The sequence below is a fragment of the Paraburkholderia sediminicola genome (assembly GCF_046026895.1).
GTDB lineage: Bacteria > Pseudomonadota > Gammaproteobacteria > Burkholderiales > Burkholderiaceae > Paraburkholderia > Paraburkholderia sediminicola_C.
Window position 1 is genome coordinate 1 of the sequence record NZ_JAQQEU010000050.1, and the last position, 24,373, is coordinate 24,373.

The window sequence follows — 24,373 nt, forward strand, 5'->3', positions numbered from 1 at the left end:
ACCAGTCCGTGATGCGGCCACGCTGCTTCGAGTGCAGCACCTTCGTGGTGAACGAGTGCGCCGAAACGCAAATTATCCAGACCGCGTCTTTACGGAGTCCATAGGAGATATGCAAATAATTGTCAGGACTACCTGCGACGCATAAAAACATTCATCCCCTGCGCTAACGTCACGAATATCGACAAATATTCGTGTCCATTGCGAAGAGTGCGGTCTCTATCACGCTCTTACTACCTTGGAAATACCTATGAATGGCGGCGAGCCAACACCAACGCCAACGCCATCACAGCGCACGCGCAACCCCCGCGCACGCGCAACCCCATGCACACACGACCCGCACGCGCTCTCACCCCGCAGCCCGTCGCGGCCAAAAAATATTGATCAGATTCCCTTCCGGATCGCGCAGCATCGTCGAACTGCACCGCCGCGTTCAGCGGCAGATCGGCTCACAGCAATTCGACTTCGTGTGTCGTTTCAGCGCGTCAAGGGCGGCCGCCAGACCGCCGGTTTGGAACACCAGCGGCTTGTAGCCGAACACCTCCAGATGACCAACTCCCCTTTGCCGTACCATCCTTACGTCGAACTCGTTCGAAGGAATGGAACATGTTGTCGGAAGACGAACTGGCTTTGCTCGACGCGATTCGCGAGACTGGCAGCCTGTCGCGAGCGGCGGCGCGTCTGGGCAAGGCGCCGTCCACTGTTTCGCATGCGGCGCGCCAACTCGAAACGCGCTTCGACGCGCTGCTGTTCGACCGGCGCCGCTACCGTCTGCAACTGACGCCCGCCGGCCAGCTTCTCGCCGACGAGGCCGCGCGTCTGATGCTCGACATGGCGCGCATGACGCAGCGCGTGCGGCAGATCGCGAGCGGCTGGGAAGACCGGCTGTGGGTGGTCACGGACTAGATCCTCGAATTCGAATTGCTGATGCCCGTGGTGCGCGCATTCGATGCGCTGAACTCCGGCGTCAAGCTGCGCTTCACGCACGAAGTGTTGAGCGGCACGTGGGAGGCGCTGCGCGACGGCCGCGCGGATCTGATCGTCGGCGCGACCAATGAGCCGCCCGCGATTCCCGGCCTGCGCTGGTTCGAACTCGGCGTGATGGACTGGGTGTTCGCGGTGTCGCCGCGTCATCCGTTGGCGGCCGCCGAGGGGCCGCTCGGCCGCGAGCGGATACTCGAGCATCGCGCGGTGGTGGTGGCCGATTCGTCGCGTGCGACGGCGGGGCGCGCGTACGGATTGATAGGCGGACAGGCGTCGCTGGCGGTGCCGAGTATGCGGGCGAAGATTCTCGCGCAGCGCGACGGCCTGGGTGTCGGATGGCTGCCGCGCCAGCGGGTGGCGTCGCTGCTGAAGAAGGGCGAACTGGTCGAGAAAGCGAGCGCCGACCCGCGCGAACCGAACGTGTTGTATGTCGCGTGGCGCGGCGATCATGAGGGACGCGCGCTGCAATGGTGGCTCGAACAGTTGCGGCAGCCGCGCCTTGCGAAACGCCTCGTGCGCGGCGTGGATCTGGTAGCCGGCGGTTGATCGGCGCGTAACTGACGGATCACCAGCCCTCGGCTCACAACGGGCAATTGGCAAGCCAGCGCCGTTCGCCAATCCAGCGCGCGACAGCTTGTTTTCCCAGACAGCGTGCCTTCTCATGGGGTCATACGCACCGTGCCGGGCGACAGCGCTTTTTGCACAGCACGCCCGATGGACATCTCCATGGGCACGCAATCACAGGAGCAACACGATGATCGAAGGACTGGTGGGCGGACGTTTATATGGCGAGGCGCAGATCCGCACGGGACAGAACGGCAGGCGCTTCGTGACCTGCAAGGTGCGGGCGGCCACCAACGACGGCGACACGATCTTCGTCAACGTGATCGCGTTCGACGACGACGTGCAAACCGCGCTGCTCGCATTGAGCGACGCCGACAGCGTCGCGCTGAGCGGCACCCTGACGCCCAAGGTCTGGACGGACAAGAATGGCCTCGTCAAGCCGGCCGTGGACATGATCGCCCACAAGCTGCTAACGGCCTACGACGGCCGCCGCGACGAAGCTGAGCGAGGCGCATGAGCCGGCAGAGAAGTTTTCGCGGACTTGCCGCCAGCCTCGTTCAGATACTCGACGAAGCGGTCGGCGACCGGCTCCGCGTCGCCGCTCCTGCGCAACAGCAGCACTTGCGATAGCAGCGTCTCGCCGCGCAACGGCAGAAAGCAGACCCGCGGGTCCTGCACCTGCCGCAACGTATACGGCACCAGCGCGACCCCCATCCCGAAGCCGACCATCGTGACGACGGTCTGCCACAAGCGCGCCTCATGCCGGATCAACGGACTGAAGCCCGCGCTCACGCACTGCGCGATGATCAGATCGTGATAATGCGGCGACACGGTGCGCGGAAACAGAATGAACGGCTCCTGCGCGAGCGCGCGCAGATCGACGCGGCCCTTGCGCGCGAGCGGATGATCGGCCGGCAGACAGCATAGGAAAGGTTCGGAAAACACCGGCGTGGAGATCGCGCCGGACGGGAAATTGCCCCAATGCGCGCAGCCCATGTCGATCTGCATCCGCTGGATCGCATGCACCTGCTCGCTGGTGTTCATCTCCTTCAGCACGACTTCGACGCCCGGATAGTCGGCCTCGAAGCGGCTCACCGCCTGCGGCATGCCACGGTACAGCATCGAATTCACGAAGCCGATCCGTAAGCGGCCGGCGAGGCCATGCGCAGAGCGAACCGTGATGCGCTCGGCTTCGGCCGCCTGCAACAGCAAACGCCGCGCTTCGCCGAGCAGCACCTGGCCGGCGTTGGTCAGCGCGACCGACTTGTTGGTGCGTGCGAGTAGCTGCACGCCGAGCTGTTCCTCGAACTTGCGGATGTCGAAGCTCAAGGCCGGCTGCGAAATGAACAGCCGCTTGGCCGCGCGGCCGAAATGCAGCTCCTCGGCGACCGCCGTGAAATAGCGCAATTGCTTCAGGTCCACACCAGTCTCCGTTTTTGACGATAAGCCATGTCTATCGTACCGGATATAAGTTGTATTAGACGATTATCGAAGCCGCTTCTATGCTCTTCCCACAACGCAACCGGAGTAAGCGCTAAAGCGGCAACTCTGGTCGACCGCAATCAATTGCATGGGACCGGAGTAAGCGCTAAAGCGGCAACTCTGGTCGACCGCAATAAATTGCATGGGACCAGAGTAAGGCGCTAAAGCGCCAACTCTGGTCGACAGGAGACAAGCATGAGCGACATCACCGCGCAGGCGGCACACGGCTCGTCCAATATTCCCGATAGCCGGGGCATCAACTTCTACACCAGCGATCCGGACTTCGCGCGCCTCATCAGGCTGCATCTCGGCGAGGCGCTGTATCGCGGGCTGGAAAGCCAGCTCGTTGCGCTGGGCCAGCGCGCGTCCGACGCACTCGACATGTGGGCGCTGTCCGCCGACAAGAACCCGCCGCAGCTGCGCTATCGAACGCGGCGCGGCGAAGCGCTGCAAAGCATCGACAAGCATCCCGACTACGTCGCGCTGGAACGCGTCGCGTACGCCGAGCTGGGTCTCGCGTCGATGAGCCACGACACCCGCAACGGCAAGACACCGCCGCCGCCGCTCGTCAAATATGCGCTGACCTTCCTGTTCGTGCAGGCGGAATTCGGCCTGTGCTGCCCCGTCAGCATGACCGATTCGCTCACACGCACGCTGCGCAAGTTCGGCGCGCCGGAACTGGTCGCGCGTTTCCTGCCGATGCTCGCCTCGCGCGATTTCGACACGCTGTTCCAGGGCGCGATGTTCATGACCGAACAGGCGGCCGGCTCCGACGTCGCGCGCATCGCCACGCGCGCGGCGCTCGAAACCGACGCGAACGGCGACGCGGCGTGGCGTCTGTACGGCGACAAATGGTTCTGCTCGAACCCCGACGCCGATCTCGCGATGGTGCTCGCGCGTCCTGACGACGCGCCGCCCGGCATCAACGGCCTCGGCCTGTTCCTGCTGCCGAAGACGCTGCCCGACGGCTCGCGCAACCGCTACCGGATCGTGCGTCTGAAGGACAAGCTCGGCAGCCGTTCGATGGCGAGCGGCGAGATCGTGCTGGAAGGCGCGCAGGCCTATCTGATCGGCGAAGTGGGGCGCGGCTTTCACCAGATGGCCGACATGATCAACATGTCGCGGCTGTCGAACGGCGTGCGCGCGGCCGGCCTGATGCGCCGCGCGCTGACTGAGGCGCTCCACATCGCGCGCAATCGCGAGGCGTTCGGCCGCAAGCTGATCGACATGCCGCTGATGCAGCGGCAATTGCTGAAGATGATGCTGCCCGCCGAACAGGCGCGCTCGATGTTCATGCGGATCGCGCTGCTGCTCCCGCAGGCCGACGCCGGCGACCGCCAGGCGGCGAAGTGCGTGCGCATCCTCACGCCGTTGATCAAGTTCCGCGCGTGCCGCGACGCGCGCCGCGTGACCGGCGACGCCATGGAAGTGCGCGGCGGCACCGGCTACATCGAGGAATGGAGTGACGCGCGGCTCGTGCGCGACGCGCATCTCGGTTCGATCTGGGAAGGCACCAGCAACATCGTCGCGCTCGACATCGCGCGGGCAGCCAAACGCGACGGCGCGCTCGAACCGTTGCGCCACTATCTGCAGGATCTGCTCGGCGCGGCCGGCCTGCCCGCGGCCAGCCTCGCGTTGCTGCGCTCGACCTTGACGCGTGCTTGCGACGCGCTCGCGCACGTCGCCGATTCGGGTCGCGACGAATGGGTCCGGCAGGCCGGCTCGGCGCTCTATCACGCGAGCACGGCCGTGCTGATGGCCTGCGAAGGCGTGCAACTCGCCCCGGATTACCGGCGGCTCGCGCTGGCGCATCTGGTGGTGCGTCACAAGCTGCTGCCATCCGATCCGCTCGATTTGCATACGGCGACTGACGACATCGCGGTGATCGACGCGCTGATCGAGGGCCGCGAGATCACACTCGGCGAAGCGCTGCAACTGCTGCCGGCAGGGGGCGAACAATGATCCCATCCGTGAACCAGACCGCTGGCAACAGCCGGGGCGCGCTGCATGGCATCAAGGTGATCGACCTGAGCCGCGTGCTCGGCGGTCCGTACTGCACGCAGGCGCTCGCCGATCACGGCGCCCAGGTGATCAAGCTGGAACCGCCCGATGGCGACGAAACGCGCGGCTGGGGCCCGCCGTTTTACGGCGACACCGCGTGGTACTTCGCGGGCGTGAACCGCAACAAGCAGGGGATCGCGGTCGATCTGTCGCGCGACGAAGGCCGCGCGATCCTGTGGAAGCTGCTCGAAGACGCCGACGTGCTGGTCGAAAACTTCAAGCCCGGCACGCTGGCCCGCTGGGGCATGGACTACGAGCGCGACTTGCGCGAACGCTTTCCGAAGCTGATTCACTGCGCGGTGTGGGGCTTCGGCCCCGACGGTCCGCTCGGCGGCTTGCCAGGCTACGACGCCGCGATCCAGGCGATGACCGGCCTGATGAGCGTGAACGGCGAGCGCGACGGCCCCGCCACGCGCGTCGGCCTGCCGGTCGTCGACATGGTGACGGGGCTGAATGCGCTCGCCGGCATTCTGCTCGCGCTCGCCGAGCGCGCGCAAAGCGGGCGCGGCCAGTCGATCGACATCGCGCTCTACGACTGCGGCGTGTCGCTGCTGCATCCGCATCTGCCGAACTATTTCGGTTCGGGCCGCACGCCGCAGCGCAGCGGCAACGCGCATCCGAACATCACGCCTTACGACAGCTACCGCACCGCGACCGCGCCGATCTTTCTCGCGGTCGGCAACGACCGCCAGTTCGCGAAGCTATGCGCGCATCTCGGCGCGCCCGAACTCGCCGGCGATCCGCGCTACGCCGACAACCGCAGCCGCTGCGCGCATCGCGAGCCGCTGAAGGCGGCGCTCGAAAGCCTGCTCGCGCCGCACGAGTGCGAACCGCTCGCGCACGCGCTGATCAACGCGGGCGTGCCGTGCGGTCCGGTGCAAAGCGTCGATGTCGTCGCGCAGCATCCGCACACCTTGCATCGCGCGATGGTGATCGAGTTGGGCGAGTATCGCGGCACCGCGTCGCCGATCAAGCTGTCGCGCACGCCGGCCACCTATCGCAGCGCGCCGCCGGCGCTCGGCGCGAATACCCGCGAGGTGCTCGACGCATTGGGTATCGACGCAGCCACCCAGCAGCGTCTGTTCGAAGCGGGCGTGCTCAAGGCCGACATGATCGAGAGCTAGCGCCCGCGGTATTGCGGCGACGGCACGCAGAAGCCGCGCCTTCCGAAAAAAGGATCTTGGAGACACCGACATGAATCGCGAGCCTGACCAACACGCCGTCACCCGGCAACCCAAGCGCGCGGCGGCTGCCGCGTTTGTCGGCACCACCATCGAGTGGTACGACTTTTACATCTACGCCACGGCGTCCGCGCTAATCTTCGGCAAGCTGTTCTTCCCCGGCAGCGATCCGTTCTTCGCGACGCTCGCTTCGTTCGGCACCTTCGCGGTCGGCTTTTTCGCGCGGCCCTTCGGCGGCCTCGTGTTCGGCCACCTGGGCGACCGCATCGGCCGCAAGAAAGCGCTGGTCGCGACGCTCGCGATCATGGGCGCCGGCACGGTCGGCATCGGTTTCCTGCCGACCTACGCGAGCGCCGGCACCTGGGCGCCGGTGCTGCTGGTGCTGCTGCGCGTCGCGCAGGGCATCGCGATCGGCGGCGAGTGGGGCGGCGCGGTGCTGATGGCGAGCGAACATGCGCCCAAAGGCCAGCGCACGTTCTTCGCGTCGTTCGCGCAGCTCGGCAGTCCGGCGGGGTTGATCCTGTCGCTGCTGGCGTTTCGCGCGGTGGCGTCGATGGACAAGGAGGCGTTTCTCGCCTGGGGTTGGCGCCTGCCGTTTCTCGCCAGCGCGGTGCTGCTGGTGGTCGGCCTGCTGATCCGCTCGGGGGTCGACGAATCGCCGGAATTCAACGCGCTGAAGGCGCAACGCCGGGTGGCCGCGCTGCCGGTCGCCGAAGTGCTGCGCGACGCGTGGCGCACCGTGTTGCTGTGCCTCGGCGCGAACGTGATCGGCGTGGCGGGCGCGTGGTTCGTCAACACCTTCATGCTCAATTACACGACGCAGACGCTCGGGCTGGATCGTTCGCTGATTCTCGATTGCCTGTTCGTGGTCGCGTTCATCCAGTTGTTCACGCAGCTCGGCTCGGGCTGGTTCGCGCAGCGTATCGGCACGGGACGCTTCCTGAAGGGCGCGGCCGCGCTGGCGATGCTGTCGCCGTATCCGATGTTCGCGCTGGTCTCCACGGGGCGGCCGGTGGCGATCGTGACCGGCATAGCGCTGGCGGTGATGTGCATGTCGAGTTCGTATGCGGTGATGGCCGGCTTCATGTCGACCGCGTTCGCGGTGCGGGTCCGGTATTCAGCGATTTCGTTGTCCTACCAGGTGTGCGCCGCGCTGGCCGGCGGCTTGACGCCGCTGATCGGCACCGTGCTCGCCCATCGGTATCCGGGCGCGTGGTGGCCCCTCGCGGTGTTCTATAGCTGTCTGGCTGGCGTTTCGCTGGTGTGCATCGGTACGCTGGAGCGCCGCAAGCGGGGCGCGGCGCAGGGCGCCGTAGAGGCGGCTTAGTCCGCCGTTTTCCCGCGCGGCGAGCGGTGGCGCGGGAAAAAATGCGAAAGAACCGGGCAGGAGATCGTTTTTCGTGGTTAACCCCACGTCATGCGCAGCCGACATGATGTCATCCTCAAGCGCAAACGCCGCCGGGCCTTCAGGCGTGCGGACAAGACGACGGGGGAAGTCAACATGAATCGGTTTCGTTCGCTGGGTGTGGCGGCTGGCGCAGCGCAATTCGCCAGCGCCGACATCCTGAGCAGGATGAGCGCTGCGTCGCGTGGCGCAGGCGCGGCGCGGTCGTTCGACCCGGTGCTGGAGCCGCGCAGCTGGCAAGGCCTGGCTGCGCCGCACGCGGCGAATGCGCAGTTCAAGATCCACATGTTCGACACGATGCGCGCGTTCGAAAAACGCGGTGTCGATGCGATCGTGCTGCCGTGCTTTCTCAGTCATACCTTCATCGACGAACTCACCGCGAATCTTGCCGTGCCGGTCGCCAACATCATGACGGCGCTGCTCGCACATGTGCGGCGCACGTTTCCGTCGGCGCGGCGGATCGGTGTGCTGACTGCCGGGGCCATCCGCGAAGACGGCCTCTTTGAGCGTTATTTCGACGCCCCGCGCTTTAGCGTGCTGCATCCGCGTGACGGCAGCGGCGTGGACTGCGTGACGAGCGCCGTGTATGGCGACGAGGGCATCCGCAACGGGCGCGTGCACGGCCGGCCCGTCGAGCTGCTGCGCGCGGCTTGCGCGGATCTGGTCGCGCAGGGCGCCGAGATCATCGTGCCGGGACTGGCCGAAATCGGCCTCGTGTCGCGCGCGCTCGGCCCGTTCGAGGTGCCGCTCGTCGATACCAATCAGGTCTACGCGCGCTATGTCGCGGCGGGCCGCTACACGCAGCAGGAGCGGCGTTTCAAGCTGGGTGTGGTGGGTGGCGTCGGGCCGGCGGCGACGGTCGATTTCATGGCCAAGCTGGTCCGCAATACGCCGGCCACGCGCGACCAGGACCACATCAAGGTGATCGTCGAACAGAATCCGCAGATTCCCGACCGCACCGACGCGCTCGTCGGCGACGGCGACGACCCGACGCTCGCGCTGTATGCCGCGTGCAAGACCCTGGAAGAAGGCGGCGCGGATCTGATCGCGATTCCGTGCAATACCGCGCATGCATTCGTCGAGCGGATCCAGCCGGGGCTGGCCATTCCGATCGTCAACATGCTCACCTGTACCGCCGATTACCTGCGCGAGACGTTCCCCGGCTTGCGCGAAGTCGGCGTGCTGGCCACCTCCGGCACGCTGGCGAGCCGGGTCTACGAACAGGCGCTCGACGCGCGCGGCTTCGCGCAGATCGCGCCGGGCGCGCCTGCGCAGGCGCGGCTGATGAGCGCCGTCTACGGCCCGCGCGGCGCGAAGGCGGGCTACACCTCGGGCGAATGCGGCGACGACCTCGCGGCCGCCGTCGACGATCTGGTTGCTCAAGGCGTGCAGGTGATCGTGCTGGCCTGCACCGAGTTGCCGCTGTTGCTGCGTGATGCCGTGCTGGCCTGCCCGGGCGGGCGGGTGGTGCGGCTCGTCGATCCGACCGAGGTGCTGGCGCGGCGCTGCGTCGCGTATGCGCTGGGCGGCAGCGGTGCGCAACGCGCGGTGACCGGCTCGGCGGAGTTAGCCGGGGGCGGCGGGGGCGGCGTGGAAAGCGCATACGGCTGATGGCGAGTGGCCGTCGCTCGCTTGCCTGTGTGCCGGATGCGTGCGGTACGTGGCGGGTGGGAGGGGAGATGTTCCGCAATGCCTCGCCGTCTGGCACCCCGTGGCCCTTCTGGCTCCTCCGGGCACCCCCTGGCGGCCCCTGGCACCTCCAGGCACCCCTGGCACCCCTGGGCCCTTGCTCTCCTTGCGCCCGCCGCCGCTGCGCGCGGCTCAAACCGTCCCTTCCAGACCGGTACGACGCTTGCTGCCGCGTTGAACGGCGCGGGTTTCTATCGCCGCTCGCGGCCCACAGCGCTGCGCCAACACAGCCATTCCGCGTCATGGAAAACTGTATAGATATACAGTATAGTATCCCGTTTCAAGCCGGGGCTCCTGTGCGCGTCACGCGTTCACCGCGTGGGCGCGCCGCCGCCGGCTGCACCGAACTTGCGCGGTCGCGAGGCGTCCGTGAGAGGTGGCCCACTCATTTAGACGGTCGGAAAAATTGTCATCTAACGGCACTATCAAGATTCGCGGCGCCCGCCAGCACAACCTCAAGAACATCGATCTCGACGTGCGAACCGGCGAAATGACGGTCGTCACCGGGCCGTCCGGCTCGGGCAAATCGAGCCTCGTGTTCGACACACTGTACGCGGAAGGACAGCGGCGCTACGTCGAAACCTTCAGCGCCTACGCCCGGCAGTTTCTGGACCGCATGGACCGGCCGCAAGTCGACCGGGTGGACGGCGTGCCGCCCGCCATCGCGATCGACCAGACCAACCCGGTGCGCAGTTCGCGCTCAACCGTCGGCACCATGACGGAACTCAACGATCACCTGAAGCTGCTCTATGCGCGCGCGGCCGAACTGTTCGACCGCAAGACCGCGCAGCAGGTGCGCCACGACACGCCGGAAACCATCTACGCCGAATTGCTCGAACGCACCGCGCAAGACGAGCCGCGGCTGGTCGTCACGTTCCCCGTCGAGTTGCCGGAGTCCGCGTCCGAGCAGGAAGTCGAGCAGTGGCTGTCGGCGAGCGGCTACACGCGCGTGCAGGCGCAGCGCGAGGTCGATTCGCCCACCGGCAGGCGCAAGTTGCTCGACGTGGTGGCCGACCGCTTCCGCCTGCGTTCGGTCGACAAGCAGCGGGTGATCGAGGCGATCGAGGCGTCGCTCAAGCGCGGCGGCGGGCGCGTCAACATTTACGTGCTGCCGGCCACGCCGGACGGGCCGCAGAGTCAGGCCGCCGAGCCGCGAATCTGGCGTTTCTCCACCGGCCTGCACAGTCCGGAAAGCGATCTGCGCTATGCCGATCCACAACCGGCGCTGTTCTCGTTCAACTCGGCCTACGGCGCGTGCGACGTCTGCCGCGGGTTCGGCCGCGTGATCGGCGTCGATCTGGGCCTCGTGATTCCCGACGCACGCAAGACGCTGCGCGACGGCGCGATCAAGCCGATGCAAACGCCCGCCTGGAAAGAATGCCAGGACGACCTGATGCGCTACGCGGCGAAGGCCGATATCCGCCGCGGCACGCCGTGGGGCGAGCTGACGGACGCCGAGCGCGACTGGGTCATCAACGGTTCGCCGGATTGGAACGGCAAGTGGCAAAGCCATTGGTACGGGGTCAAGCGCTTCTTCGAATATCTCGAATCCAAAGCGTACAAGATGCATATTCGCGTGCTGCTGTCGAAGTACCGCAGCTACACGCCGTGCGAAACCTGCGGCGGCGCGCGTCTGAAAACGGAGTCGCTGCTGTGGCGCCTCGGCAGCAAAGCGAACGCGGACGACGTATTGCCGTCCGCCCAGCGCTTCATGCCGCGCGGCGTTCAGTGGTCGCGCGCGCAGCTCGAAGCGTTGCCGGGCCTGACCGTGCACGACCTGATGCTGATGCCGATCGAGCGCATCCGCCGCTTCTTCGACGGGATCAGCCTGCCGAGCGCGTTGCTCGACGATGCGCTGAAGCTGCTGCTCACCGAAGTGCGCACACGCCTCAAATACCTGTGCGACGTCGGCCTCGGTTATCTGACGCTCGACCGGCAAAGCCGCACGCTGTCGGGCGGCGAGGTGCAGCGGATCAACCTGACCACGGCGCTCGGCACGTCGCTCACCAAAACGCTGTTCGTGCTCGACGAACCGAGCATCGGCCTGCATCCGCGCGATCTGAACCGGATCGTCGAAGCAATGCACCGGCTGCGCGACGCGGGCAATACGCTGGTGGTGGTCGAGCACGATCCGTCGGTGATGCTCGCGGCGGACCGGCTGATCGACATGGGCCCGGGGCCGGGTGAGCGCGGCGGCTCGATCATTTTCGACGGCGCGCCGGAGGCGATCCGCGCGTCCGGCACGCTCACCGGCGAGTATCTGGGTGGCCGTCGGCATGTGGCGGACGCGGCGCACTGGTCGCAACGTCCGGTGGACACCAACACGCCGCGCATCGTGCTCGAAGGCGCGACGGAACACAATTTGCGCGATGTCACGGTCGAAATTCCGTTGCAGCGGCTCGTCTGCGTGACGGGCGTGTCGGGCTCCGGCAAATCGACCTTGCTGCAGGACGTGCTGCATCCGGCCATGGCCCGGCACTTCGGACTCGCCACCGAAGCGCCGGGGGCGTTCAGAAGCCTGACCGGCGCGGATCAGGTCACCGACGTGGTGTTCGTCGACCAGTCGCCGATCGGCAAGACCGCGCGCTCGAATCCGGCGAGCTATGTCGGCGCATTCGACGAAATCCGCAAGCTGTTCGCGAAGGCGCCGCTCGCGCAGCAACGCGGCTACGGCCCCGGCATGTTCAGCTTCAACTCGGGCGACGGCCGCTGTCCGACCTGCGGCGGCTCGGGTTTCGAACACATCGAAATGCAGTTCCTGAGCGACGTGTATCTGCGCTGTCCGGATTGCGACGGGCGCCGCTATCGCGCGGAACTGCTCGAAGTGAAGATCGAGCGCGGCGAGCCGGCGCGCGCGCTGAGTATCGCCGACGTGCTGGAATTGACCGTCAGCGAGGCCGCCGCCTACTTTGCAAAGGATGCCGAAGTATTGCGCGTGCTGCAGCCGATCATCGATGTCGGCCTCGAATACGTGAAACTGGGCCAGCCGGTGCCCACGCTCTCCGGCGGCGAGGCACAGCGGCTCAAGCTCGCGGGCTTCCTCGCCGAATCGGCGCAGGCGCGCAGTGCGCGCAGCGCGAAGCAGCCGGTCGCGAGGCGTCTGTTCATGTTCGACGAACCGACCACCGGCCTGCATTTCGACGACATCGCCAAGCTGATGCAGGCGTTCGGCAAACTGCTTGCCAGCGGTCATTCGCTGATCGTGATCGAGCACAATCTCGACGTGATTCGCGCGGCCGACTGGCTGATCGACCTCGGTCCCGAAGGCGGCGACGGTGGCGGCCGCGTGCTGTGCGCGGGCACGCCGGAAGAGGTCAAGCAGTGCCCGCAATCGCATACGGGCGAAGCGCTGCTGCAATACGACCGCGCAATGGACGCGGCGGCCGCGCCCGAGTCGCCGGGCATGCCGTTGCAAAAGGCGCTGAGCGCGGCGCGCGCGCGGCGGGCGATCGAAGGCGAGGACGTGGTGCGCATCGTCAATGCGCGTGAGCACAACCTGAAAGCGCTGGACGTGGACATCCCGCACGGCAAGTTCAACGTGATTACCGGCGTGTCCGGTTCGGGCAAGTCCACGCTCGCTTTCGACATCCTGTTCCACGAAGGGCAGCGCCGTTATCTCGAATCACTGAATGCGTATGCGCGTTCCATCGTGCAGCCGGCCGGGCGGCCCGAAGTCGACGCGGTGTACGGCATTCCGCCGACCGTCGCGATCGAACAGCGGCTCTCGCGCGGCGGCCGCAAGAGCACCGTGGCGACCACCTCCGAGGTATGGCACTTCCTGCGGCTGCTCTACGTGAAGCTCGGCTTGCAGCATTGCATTCACGACGGCGCGCCGGTCACGTCGCAAAGCGTGGAATCCATCGCGGCGCAGCTATTGCGCGATCACAAAGGCCAGCACGTCGGTTTTCTGGCGCCGCTCGTGGTGAACCGCAAGGGCGTCTATACCGATCTCGCGAAATGGGCCAAAGCGCGCGGCAATACGCACCTGCGCGTGGATGGCGAGTTCGTGCCGGTGGACCCGTGGCCGAAGCTCGACCGCTTCCGTGAACACACGATCGAATTGCCGGTGACCGACCTCGTCGTGTCGGCGGACCATGAGGCCGAATTGCGCGAGGCGCTCGACCGCACGCTGGAAGCGGGCAAGGGCGTGATGCACCTGCTCGCGCCGCTCGATGGTCTGCATGACGCGATCAACGGCGGCCGTCCCACGGCGCAACTCGGCGCGGTGAAGGTGCTGTCCACCAAACGCGCGTGTCCGGTGTGCGGCACGAGCTATCCCGAACTCGACCCGCGCATGTTCTCGTACAACAGCAAGCACGGCTGGTGCACGACCTGCGTCGGCACGGGGCTGTCGCTCACACGCGAACAACGCGCCGCCTATGACGACACGATCGTCGTCGACGACAATCGCGGCCGCGAGCAGAGCTTGCCGTCGGAGGAGCAGGAACCCGAAGGCCTCGTCGACGAACCATGTCCGGATTGCTCGGGCACGCGCCTGAACCCGACTGCCCGCGCGGTCACGTTCAACTCGCAGGCAATCGTCGACGTCGCGCAATGGACCGTGTCGGACACGCGCGCGTGGATCGACACCTTGGAAATGACCGGCCGTGACGCGGAAATCGCGCGCGACGTGATCAGCGAGATCGGTAGCCGCCTGCAGTTTCTCGAAGAGGTCGGGCTCGGCTACCTGAGTCTCGATCGCGCGGCGCCGAGCCTGTCGGGCGGCGAAGCACAGCGCATCCGGCTCGCGGCGCAACTCGGCAGCAACCTGCAAGGCGTGTGCTACGTGCTCGACGAGCCGACCATCGGCCTGCATCCGCGCGACAACCAGATTCTGCTGAACGCGCTGCGCAAGCTGGGCGAGAAGGGCAATACGCTGGTCGTCGTCGAGCATGACGAAGACACGATCCGCCGTGCCGATCATATCATCGACATCGGGCCGGGCGCGGGCAAACGCGGCGGCACGCTGATCGCGCAGGGCAGCGTGGCGGACCTGTCGGCGCAGCCCGATTCACTCACCGGGCAGTTTCTCGCGCAGCCCATCGTGCATCCGTTGCAGCCGCGCCGTGAAGTGGTCGCGCCGGGCAAACGCGCGGCCGCGGTGCCGGAGAACTGGCTGACCGTGCATGGCGGCAAGCTGCATAACTTGCGCAATGTGACGGTCGGCATTCCGCTGTCGCGGCTGGTGGCGGTGACCGGCGTCAGCGGGTCCGGCAAGTCGACGCTTGCGCGCGATGTGCTGATGACCAATCTGCTGGATGCGGTCGGGCGCTCGGTGCTGTCGTCGCCGGCCACGCGGCGTGCGCGCGCGGCGGCCGAAGACAAACCTGCCGCGAACCGGCGCTCCAGTGTGCTGGCGCGCTCGGCGCCGCGGGCGCCGCTGACCGTCACGCATGCATGGCAAGGCTGCGACTCGATCAGCGGCTGGGAGAGCATCGACCGTGTGCTCGAAGTCGATCAGACGCCGATCGGCAAAACGCCGCGCTCGTGTCCCGCCACGTATATCGGCGTGTGGGACGCGATCCGCAAGCTGTTCGCGGGCACGCTGGAAGCGCGCGCGCGCGGCTACACGGCCTCGCGGTTCTCGTTCAACACCGGCGAAGGGCGTTGTCCGGCTTGTGAGGGGCAGGGTGTGCGCACGATCGGCATGAGCTTCCTGCCCGATGTGAAAGTGCCGTGCGACGTTTGCCATGGGCAGCGCTTCAATCCCGAGACGCTCGCGGTCACGTGGCGCGGCAAGAATATCGGCGACGTGCTGACGATGGAAATCGACGAAGCCGTCGAGTTCTTCGCGCCCATTTCGAACATCGCCCATCCGTTGCGGTTGATGAAAGATGTCGGGCTCGGCTATCTGACGCTCGGCCAGCCGTCGCCCACCTTGTCGGGCGGCGAAGCGCAGCGGATCAAACTCGTCACCGAGTTGAGCAAAGTGCGTGACGACATCACGCGGCGCGGTCAGAAGCCGCCACACACGCTGTATGTGCTCGATGAGCCGACCGTCGGCTTGCATATGGCTGACGTCGCGAAACTGATTCGCGTGCTGCATCGTCTCGCGGATGGCGGCCATAGCGTGGTGGTCATCGAGCACGATCTCGATGTGATTGCCGAGGCGGACTGGATCATCGATCTCGGTCCGGAAGGCGGCGTGGGCGGCGGGGCGATCGTCGCTGCGACAGATCCGGAAGGACTGTCCCGGGTCGCGGCCAGTCACACCGGCGCGGCGTTGCGGCCTGTGCTTGCGCGAACGCAGAACGGCGCGGCTGTCGTCGCGGGCGAGGGCACGAACGGGTGATGCAGCGAAGCGGCATAAACGCCTTTGTGCCGCTTTGCGTGGCCGTGGCGCGCGTGGGTTTGCACGAGTCGATAGAGCCCCGCCTCGTGGCGCACGGAAAGTATTCCGGCAGGGGCGATTCACCCCTAGTCCGGCATCTCGACGATCGCGCCGCGACCGTCGCGCTGCGGGCTTTTGGTGGGCCACGTGAACTAAACCTAGTTCCTTACCCGGTCCGATTGCTGCGCCGCGCTAATCATCCGACTTATAGATTTGCTCTGTAAAAGGTCATTTAATTCATACATAAAAAAACCGGGATGTTTCAAAAGTGAATCAATTTTTAACGCCCCGGAAATTGTCGCGAAATCCAGTAAATGGGTACACGTCGGCATATCGAGGTTCATCACCGGAATGAGGCCGATAAATTCCCGATTTGCGAATAAAAGCCGATTGAATGGGCATTATCTGCGGATATTGTTTTTCAGATTTGAAACACTTTAGAACGGCCGCGAAAACTTGTCGGCGCCGTGAAGTCTTGCTTTGCGTGATCTGGGAGTTTCTGACTGTATCGTGTGAAAGCGAGACTGCACGCGGTTCTCCGGGCAACGGACCCGCGCTGGCCCCCCTGCGTTTGCAGCACGGTCCGCGAACGCGAGGCGCTATCATATCGAACACGCGAGAATTGTTTTCTTCATACATTCGTCTGCGTAACGACATTTTGTTTTTCAAATTTACTGTAGCGATCTATTCCGCTAATATCACGCATAATCCATTAAACGGCGCTGCCGGCGGTTTAAACCGTAATCATTCCATTCGCTCGTCGTAACTGGCTAGCGGGGCATCGGGGTCCACAACGTATGACCGTTTGGGGAAAGATCATGCCGCACATGCACCTTGATACTGCGAGAATTACCTGGCTGCATACGCCCACCGTGAACGTGCGTACTGCAGCGCGGCGAATCGGCATTTTGCTGTTCGACGGCTTCTGGCTGCTGGGGCCCGGGACCGTGGTCGAGATGTTCCAGAGCGCCAATGAACTCGCGGGCTCGCGCGCCGGCGAGGAGCCGCCTTACGAAGTGCAGTTTCTGTCGCTGGACGGCGGCAGCGTCGCCAGTTCGTCCTCGGCGCGAATCTGGACCGAACGGATCGACACACGCTATAGCAGCGGCTTCGACGTGCTGTTCATCGCGGGCGGCTACGGTGCGCGCGAGGCCGCACGCGACGAACGGCTGCTCAACTGGCTGCGCACGGTGCAGGCGCGCACCCGGGCGATCGAAACGATCGGCGACGGCCGGCTCGTGCTGGAAGCGGCGGGCCCCACCGACCATGACGGGCTGCAACTGAACCGCTACCCCGGCGGCGCGTCGAGCGAGTCCGCGCTCAACGCCATCAACGACCGGCACGATTGCGCGCGCAGTGCGTTGATGTTCATCAAGCGCGACCTCGGCGCCGAACTCGCGCGCAGCGTCGCCGACCGCGTGATGCCAGGCATGGCCGCGACATGGGTGCCGTTGCCGGCCGAAGGCGGCACGCTCAGCGTGGCCGAGAAAATCCGCGCCGCAGCGCGCTGGATGGAAGCGAACTGCGACCGTCCGGTGTCGGTGGCCGACGCCGCGCAGGTGGCGGCGATGAGCGAGCGCAATTTCCTGCGGCGCTTCAAGCACGAAATGCAGGTCACGCCTTCGGACTATCTGCTCCAGGTGCGGCTGCGCATCGCGTGCAACTTCCTCACCGAGACCGAATTGCCGGTCGACAAGATCGCGCGCCGCAGCGGCACCGGCAACGGCGATCGCCTCGCGAAAATCTTCCGCAAGCGCATGGCGCTCTCACCCACGGAATATCGGGCGCGCAGCAGGGTATCAAATGAGGCGTAGCATGTAAGCAAGGCGCCCGTGCCGACGGGTGCGCCTCATCGTCGTTCGATGCGGCCGCAGCGGCGGCCGTCATTTCGCCGGCCAGCCTTCTTACGAGCATAGCGGCAATGGGCAACAAGGTAATGGCGACGGCGTTGCCGGAGGTCCAGCTCATCGAGCCCGAGGTGTTCTGCGACGAATTCGGCTTTTGCTTCGAGAGCTTCAGTGCGGACGAGTTTGCCGACGACGTCTCGCAAGGTTTCAATTTTGTGCAGGACCGGCATTTGCGCGCGGTGCGCCGCGTGTTGCGCGGGCTGCACTATCAGGTGCAACGTCCGCAGGGACGCCTGATACGGGTGGTGGCGGGCGAAGTGTTCGACGTCGTCGTGGATGTGCGTCTCAATTCGCCGAACTTCGGCAAATGGTGCGGCGCGCATCTGAGCGCGGCCAATCAGCGGCAAATGTGGGTGCCACCGGGCTTTGCGCACGGATTCGTGGTGCTGTCCGATGTCGCCGAGTGCGTGTGGAAGACCACCGAGTACTGGTTCCCTGAACTGGAGCGCTGCATCTGGTGGTCCGATCCGGACATCGGCATCGAGTGGCCGATCGATTTCGAACCGATCCTGGGCGCAAAGGATGCCGCCGGCCGCCGTCTTTACGAAGCGGAAAACATCGCCTGAATTGCATGTGAGTTTTTACGACATTGCGAGGAGGGCGCTCGCATGCTCAAGCTCGAAAGCGACACTGCGCCGACGGCGATCCGCACAGATGATGACCCGCTGATAGCGTCACAGAAGCCGTGACAGCCTGGCACCGCTTCGAGTGAGCGCGCGCGATTCGCGTCTGACGTGGCATGTGCGGTGAGCAGAGATTGAAACCCCGATGCGGGCAGCAACTATTGCAATACCGTGCGGCAAGTATTGCATTGGAGCTTGCCGTTGCATCGGGGCGTCCATGACAACTGTTGGCGCGTTGATACCGGACGCGCTGGTCAGCGTCGCATCACGCCCATCAGCAGGGTGACGAGGAAGATCACCACGAAGATGAAGAACAGGACCTTGGCGATTTCCGTTGCGCCGGCAGCGATGCCGCCAAAGCCGAATACCGCGGCGATGATGGCGATGATGAAGAATATTGCAGCGTATCGAAGCATGGGGCCTCCCACCGATGGATTGCTGGATGAACGTCGAAACGGCGATTCGTCGTGTGCACCGCGTGCTTTGACGAGTTATTGCCGCTGAGCGGAATGCAGCAATAGGTGTGCCCAGCGGTCCAGCGGTGACGAGCATGCGTGCGTTCTTCGATCGTATTGACCTGTTGCGATGCACTCGCCGTCGCCATGCTCGCTTCGTTGCCATCCCCTACCGCGCAACGGTGATTTCGACCCGGCGGTTCTTCGCGCGGCCTTCAGCCGTGCCGTTATCGGCAACCGGGTCCGCGTCCGCGTGGCCGACCGCTTCAATGCGGCTCGCGGACACGCCCGCTGCCTTGAGTAGCCGCATGATCTGCTCCGCGCGCTGTTCGGACAATATCCGGTTCGACGCGAAGTCGCGGCCGCGGATCGGGACGTTGTCCGTATAGCCGCTTACCGTCACCTTGCCCGGCATCTTCGCGAGTTCCGCAGCGACTCTCGCGACAAGAGGCGCCAGCGACGGGTTCAAACTTGCGCCGCCCGGCGCAAACATACTGTCGTTGCGGAACGTGATCGACGTGCGAGAGGCGTCCTCCTTGAGGCTGACGACGCCAGATGCGATTTCGTCGTCAAGAAGACTGTGCAGATCGCGACTGGGCGCTGCGGCGGACGGCGTCCCGGCGCTCCTGTTCTGTCCATCGTGAGTGACGAAGGCGAGTGCCCCTGCCACCATCGCTGTCAGCACGATCAGAGATAACCAGAGCACGGACCACCGGCGCGGCGCTTTGCGCAGCGCCTGCCCTTCGAATTGTGCGCGCGACACCAATGCGTCCGCCTTGGGACTGCGCAATGCCACGATCGCATCCCGCAGTTGTCGGCGGACGGCTTCGAGTTTGCGCGTGCCGTCTGCTGCGATGCGGTAGCGTCCCTTGAAGCCGAGGTTGAGGATCACGTAAGCGACTTCGAGCACATCGAGATGTTCTCGCGGCGCGGACATCCACTGCTCGATCAAACGATAGACACGGTCGCCGCCCTGACGGTCATCCCCCATCGCGGCGGCGAGACTCGCGTCGCTCCATTCGACGCCGGTGTGGCCGCCTTTGCCCCAGGTGGTCCGCATGACGGCTTCGTCGAGCGCGGTGCACAGGCAATAGCGAGCGTCACGCACATGGTCGCGCCGGATGTCGGTCTGTTCGCAGAGCTTCTGGAACACGCGCAGATCGCGCAGCAAGCGGTTGCGAAACGGGTCGACTTCGCCGGTGTCGAGCCATGGCGGGACGTTGGCCAGCGAACGCAGCACGGGGCGCGCCGCGGCGAGTAACGGATTCGTGACCGGGCCGGTCATCGCGTGCGTCGTCCGTTCACCGCGAAAGCACCGATCGGGTCCGACGACGCCGTTTGCGGCGCATGAGCCGCGCGCGCAATAGTCTTCGGCGCTGCTGGCCTGGTCGTGCCGCGCGCATTCCGATTCCGTTTGCCGGCCGCGAGCCGTGCGCGCGCTGCCGTCGCGCGGAGTGGGTCCGGTTCGCGAGCGCCTGGCCATTCTTCCCTGTAGGCCGCGAGCGTAGCGGCGCCGGGTGCCAACGTGGCGATCGCCCAGCAAATGACCATAACGGTGTGTCGTATCTGCATGTTGCTTCGCCGATGATTGATCTGGATGAGTGTTGTTACGACGCGCCTTGGTCAGCGCTTCGCAGGCATGCCTGGAAGCGACAGCGAATGGGCCGCTGGCAAACCCGGCGGCGGTCCGCTGTCGGCGAGGCTGAACACCGCCATCGAAGTCGGGCATCTGAATGTGCGCAGCACGTCGCTTGTCAGCGGATTGGCGACGCTGCCGGTGCTGGCGATATCGAGCACCGCCTTGCGCCCGTCGAAGTCGAATGCGACGCGCGTGCGGCCAGGCGTGGCCGTTTCGACGACGCTTCCCTTTTGCAGCAGCCGCATCAGCGCCCACGGGCCATCCGCCGCGAGCGTCGACGTGTCGGGCCGGATGCGCGGATGCGCGGTGATGTCCGCGTGCACGCCGCCACGCGGCCCAGGCCAGCTCACCGTGAACGGCGCAACCGGTCCGTGCTGGTAGAGCAGGCTCTGGCCGTCGATGTCGATCGTCAGGCCGCTGATGCTCGGATCGAGTTCGGCCACGCGAATGTCCGCCTTCCATGACAACTGCTTCTGGCCCGTATCGGCGAAGAACATCGCGCGGATCGCCCGCGCGTGCTGGAACGGTTCCAGGTCGGGTCCCTGGACGGGCTCCGTCGCGCCCGCGAGGGTCCTGTAGCGCCATGGATTCGCCGACGTATCGACGAACGGAGCGAGCGTTTTCACGAAGAAGTCGTCGATCACGCCGCCTTGCGCGAACATGCGCGTGAAGTCGTCGACACCGATGTCGCGCTTGCTGTCGGCGGCGAACGGAAAGTTGCCTTCCGCGTTCAGGCGGCAGACGTCGCCGACCACCGCCTGCATCTGCCGCGACAGCAACTGACCGATTTCCTGATTGACTTCGCGCGAGCCTTGCGCCGCGAGATCGAGCAGCACCTCGCGCAGCGGTGCGGGCATCGTGTTCGCGGTCATCTTGAGCTTGGCCGTCGTGTCGCTCGCGGGCGGCATGCTGTTGTTGACGAGCGCGTTGTCGGCCACGGTGAGCGTCGTGTAGTAGTCGTTCAACAGACTCGTCACGCCGTCCAGGCCCGTTTGGCGCGCGGGCGTCGCCGCGCTTTGCGCGGGGCTCTGCACCTCGGCGTTGCCGGTCACCACTTCGCGCAACGCGGCAAAACGATTGTCGACCAGCTCTCGCTCGACGCGCTCCGCGGCGCGGATGACGAGCGCCTTGCCGGCTGCCTGGCCGAGCTGCGCCGAGGCTCTCTGCAGGAAAGAACCGTCGCCGGCCGCGACCGCTTGCGTCAGACTGGTCTCGTGAACGGCGGCGCGCGCGAGGCGCGCGAGCGGCGAATCGGGCGCCGCGAAACTGCGCAGCACCTGCAGATCGAACGCGAGACTCGTGCCGGTGACCGTGCGGATGTCGCCGAGAAACGCGTCCCACTGCTGCGCGTATTCGCTCAGATAGAGACGCCGGATCGCCTCGGTCAACGGATCGTCGGCGCCGGTCGCGGCACTCGCCAACTCAGCCGTTTTTTTTTTGAGCCTCGCCCAGATAGGCGCGGCCCATCACCCACGCATCGTCGCCTTGCGCGACCTGCACGAACTCTTGCAGACGCTTGTCGAACAGGTTGCGATAGCCGTCGAACGTGAAGAGGCCCGGCACGCCGCGCGACACCGGCGCGCCGCTCGCCCGGGTGAAAACCGTGCCGGCTTGCGGGCCGACCGCGCGCAGCAACGTGAACTCGTCCGGCGCTTCCTTCTGCAGGGCCGCTTTCGCGCGCTTGTAAAGCCGCCCGGTTGCGTTGCTGCTGTCGAGGAACGAACGGGCCTGCTGGATCAGCGCGTCGTTGCGGATCGACGGCGGCTGCACGGCGCGATCGCCTGAGAACAACTGCTGCACGTGTTCGATCATCGATGCGCGGCCGCCGAAGATGGCCGCGCTGTCGGTTTTCGCCCAGTCGTCGAGCACCCATGCCTTGACATCGTCGGCGTTGAACTTCGCCTTGTCGTAAAGCATCAGGTACACGCGCAGCGCGTCGTAGGCGGCCTTCGGGTCCCGCTTCGCAATGGACTCGGAAAGCACCGACTCGATGCGCTTGACGAGTTGCGGCAACAGCAGATTGTCTTCGAGCGCGTTGTAGGTTTGACGGCTTTCGGCGACGACGCCGGGCGCCGTGTACAGACCAAAGCGATACGCACCGTCCGGTTCAGCGAGGTCGAGGCCCGCATGCGTGGCGAGATAGCGCGCGTCGGTCAGCGTATCGGGCAGGGCTCCGAAGTTGGGCTCCGTGTAGAGGTGCTCGACCCTGGCCGCGAGTGCCGGGGCTTTCTTCGCCACGGCGTCGAGATAGGCGGTGTTGTTACCGAAGCTGACCCACACGCCGGCGGCGAGCCAGATGAACAGCAACAGCGCGAGCGCGTGACCGGTCAGGCGCAGCAGGCGGAAGCGAAACTCCCAGCGGAGGTTGGGACGCACGAGCTGCGCTTCCGGGAACACAACCTTCGTCAGCAGATCGCGCAGAAAGTAGCTGTCGTTGCCGGCTTGCCGCGACGCGGTCGAGCGCAACGGATGCCCGAGGATGACAGCCAGTCTCTGCACGACGGTTCGGCGTTGCGCGGCGAGTTCGGCCGTGCCCTGCGCAGCGCTGGTGAAATAGACGCCGCGCAGCGTCGCATAGCGCTGCGTGTCGTCGTAGCGCGAATCCAGAAACACCCGTTCGACCAGCTCGCCCACCGGCCCGATGAGCGCCGTGAACTCCTCGGCGAGCGCCGCGAGTTTGCGGCGCCGGTCCACGTCGTATTCATCCTGAAGGCGCGTGTTGACACCGTTCGCGAGGCGCGCGGCGAGCAGGTCGAGTTCTTCGTCGCAGCGCGCGCGGATGCCTTCCTTCGCAATCGTTTCATTGCCGTATGGCAGCGTAAAGCCCCAGGTCTGCGCGCGTCCTTCGTCAGTCAGTGATTCGAAGTATTCGGTGAAGCCGGTCAGCTGGTCCAGCTTCGTCACCAGCAGATAGACGGGGAAGCGGATTCCGAGTTCGCTGCGAAGGTCGGCAAGACGCGCGCGCAGCGCCGCCGCTTCTGCGATGCGTGTCGTTTCGTCCTGACTCGTCAGTTGCGCCAGATCGACGGTGAGCAACGCGCCGTTGATCGGCGCACGCGGGCGCTGCTGGCGCAGGATCGCGAGGAAGCCGAGCCATTCGGCCCGGTCGTGAGTCTGCCGGATCGTTTCGGACTCGGCGCGAAGAGTGGAGGTGTCAGACTGATTGGCCGGCGCTGATTGGGCACCGTTGCTCTTGTCCTGGTCCGCTTTCTTTGCTTCCCTTTTAGCGTTGTCGTCCGATGGCGCATTGACGGCGGGCAGCTTGGACGTGGACGTGCCATGACGCGTGTAGTGCCCGGCTGTATCGATCAGCACCGCGTGATCCGTCAGCCACCAGTCGACATGAGCGGTGCTCTCTCTCAGCGCGCGGGCTGAGCGATGCATTTGATCCGCGACCGGAAGCGACAAGCCGCCCTGCAGGATTGCGCTCGTCTTGCCTGACGCTTTCGATCCGAGCGTGATGTACCACGGCAGTTCGTACAAGTAACGCTTGCCCTGAAAGAGACGGCCCAGTCCACGCGCGCCGGTACGCATCGCCTTCAGACGCGCCATCGCGCCGGAGACGATCTGGCTGACTTCATCGAGCGCTTTCGCAGCCGGCGATGCTTCCTTCCTGGCGCCGAACGTCAGCACGCGGTCGACGAAGTGTCTATCGGCGCGCATCTTCTGCCACAAGCGGAACGCCCAGTACGCAGCGAAGACGCCTAGCACGACGGCGATGGCGATCACGCGGGCCGCTGGCGATACAAAGGGCGCCGCGTCGCCGAAGCTCAGCAGCGGCGCGGCGTACCAGATCAACAGGCACAGCAGCGCGACGAACGCCGGCGACGCGGAGCAGCCGGCGAGCCACAGCAGCGCGCCGCCGAGCAGCAGTGCGATCACCAGCATGCGCATGCCGATGCCGGCGAGCGGCTTCAGTCCGCCGAATGCCAGCAGCGGGCCGACGAACCAGATCAGCAGCGCGACGATCAGGAGGGCGACGAAGGCTGGCAACTGACGCGACGCCAGAAAGGAGAAGAACTTCTTCATGCTTGAGTCCCGAGATAGCTGGAAGT

13 protein-coding genes and 1 pseudogene are annotated in these 24,373 nt (G+C 65.6%); 9 read left to right on the forward strand and 5 right to left on the reverse strand.

Annotated features, from left to right (window positions below):
* Positions 1–603 precede the first annotated feature (603 nt).
* A pseudogene (locus tag PQR02_RS27595) lies at positions 604–1,527 on the forward strand (LysR family transcriptional regulator).
* 208 nt (positions 1,528–1,735) lie between these two features.
* A complete protein-coding gene (locus tag PQR02_RS27600; RefSeq protein WP_408238843.1) occupies positions 1,736–2,062 on the forward strand; it encodes a single-stranded DNA-binding protein in 327 nt (108 codons plus the stop codon).
* On the opposite strand, the gene PQR02_RS27605 is transcribed toward PQR02_RS27600, so the two are convergent.
* Positions 2,023–2,967, reverse strand: a complete 945-nt coding sequence (locus tag PQR02_RS27605; protein WP_408238846.1) for a LysR family transcriptional regulator — start codon at positions 2,965–2,967, stop codon at positions 2,023–2,025. The two genes, PQR02_RS27600 and PQR02_RS27605, sit on opposite strands and share 40 nt — an antisense overlap.
* A gap of 255 nt (positions 2,968–3,222) precedes the next feature.
* On the opposite strand from PQR02_RS27605, the gene PQR02_RS27610 reads away from it, so the two are divergent.
* The 7 genes from PQR02_RS27610 to rfbC all read left to right on the forward strand — a co-directional run bounded on the left by PQR02_RS27610 (position 3,223) and on the right by rfbC (position 18,167).
* On the forward strand, positions 3,223–4,989 hold the full coding sequence (locus PQR02_RS27610; protein ID WP_408238849.1) for an acyl-CoA dehydrogenase family protein: 1,767 nt from the start codon (positions 3,223–3,225) through the stop codon (positions 4,987–4,989).
* On the forward strand, positions 4,986–6,212 hold the full coding sequence (locus PQR02_RS27615) for a CaiB/BaiF CoA transferase family protein (protein WP_408238852.1): 1,227 nt from the start codon (positions 4,986–4,988) through the stop codon (positions 6,210–6,212). The genes PQR02_RS27610 and PQR02_RS27615 overlap by 4 nt, the downstream gene beginning before the upstream one ends.
* Positions 6,213–6,282: 70 nt before the next feature.
* Complete coding sequence (locus PQR02_RS27620) at positions 6,283–7,596, forward strand: MFS transporter (protein ID WP_408238855.1); 1,314 nt, start codon at positions 6,283–6,285, stop codon at positions 7,594–7,596.
* Between the two features lie 174 nt (positions 7,597–7,770).
* Entirely contained in the window at positions 7,771–9,285 is a 1,515-nt protein-coding gene (gene cuyB, locus PQR02_RS27625) for a cysteate racemase (RefSeq protein ID WP_408238858.1), read from the forward strand.
* A 484-nt stretch (positions 9,286–9,769) separates the two neighbouring features.
* Positions 9,770–15,655: an excinuclease ABC subunit UvrA gene (gene uvrA / locus PQR02_RS27630; RefSeq protein WP_408238861.1), complete on the forward strand. Its 5,886-nt coding sequence runs from the start codon at positions 9,770–9,772 to the stop codon at positions 15,653–15,655.
* Positions 15,656–16,512: 857 nt separating this feature from the next.
* Positions 16,513–17,508, forward strand: coding sequence for a GlxA family transcriptional regulator (locus tag PQR02_RS27635; protein WP_408238864.1), 996 nt, complete (start codon positions 16,513–16,515; stop codon positions 17,506–17,508).
* Positions 17,509–17,615: 107 nt separating this feature from the next.
* On the forward strand, positions 17,616–18,167 hold the full coding sequence (rfbC, locus tag PQR02_RS27640; protein ID WP_408238867.1) for a dTDP-4-dehydrorhamnose 3,5-epimerase: 552 nt from the start codon (positions 17,616–17,618) through the stop codon (positions 18,165–18,167).
* A 311-nt stretch (positions 18,168–18,478) separates the two neighbouring features.
* On the opposite strand, the gene PQR02_RS27645 is transcribed toward rfbC, so the two are convergent.
* The 4 genes from PQR02_RS27645 to tssM form a co-directional block, all read right to left on the reverse strand.
* Complete coding sequence (locus tag PQR02_RS27645; protein ID WP_007182451.1) at positions 18,479–18,640, reverse strand: DUF1328 domain-containing protein; 162 nt, start codon at positions 18,638–18,640, stop codon at positions 18,479–18,481.
* Between the two features lie 208 nt (positions 18,641–18,848).
* Positions 18,849–19,964, reverse strand: a complete 1,116-nt coding sequence (gene tssL, locus PQR02_RS27650) for a type VI secretion system protein TssL, long form (protein ID WP_408238870.1) — start codon at positions 19,962–19,964, stop codon at positions 18,849–18,851.
* 338 nt (positions 19,965–20,302) lie between these two features.
* On the reverse strand, positions 20,303–21,739 hold the full coding sequence (locus tag PQR02_RS27655) for a type VI secretion IcmF C-terminal domain-containing protein (protein WP_408238873.1): 1,437 nt from the start codon (positions 21,737–21,739) through the stop codon (positions 20,303–20,305).
* 1 nt (position 21,740) lies between these two features.
* Complete coding sequence (gene tssM / locus PQR02_RS27660) at positions 21,741–24,347, reverse strand: type VI secretion system membrane subunit TssM (RefSeq protein WP_408238876.1); 2,607 nt, start codon at positions 24,345–24,347, stop codon at positions 21,741–21,743.
* Positions 24,348–24,373: the final 26 nt, after the last annotated feature.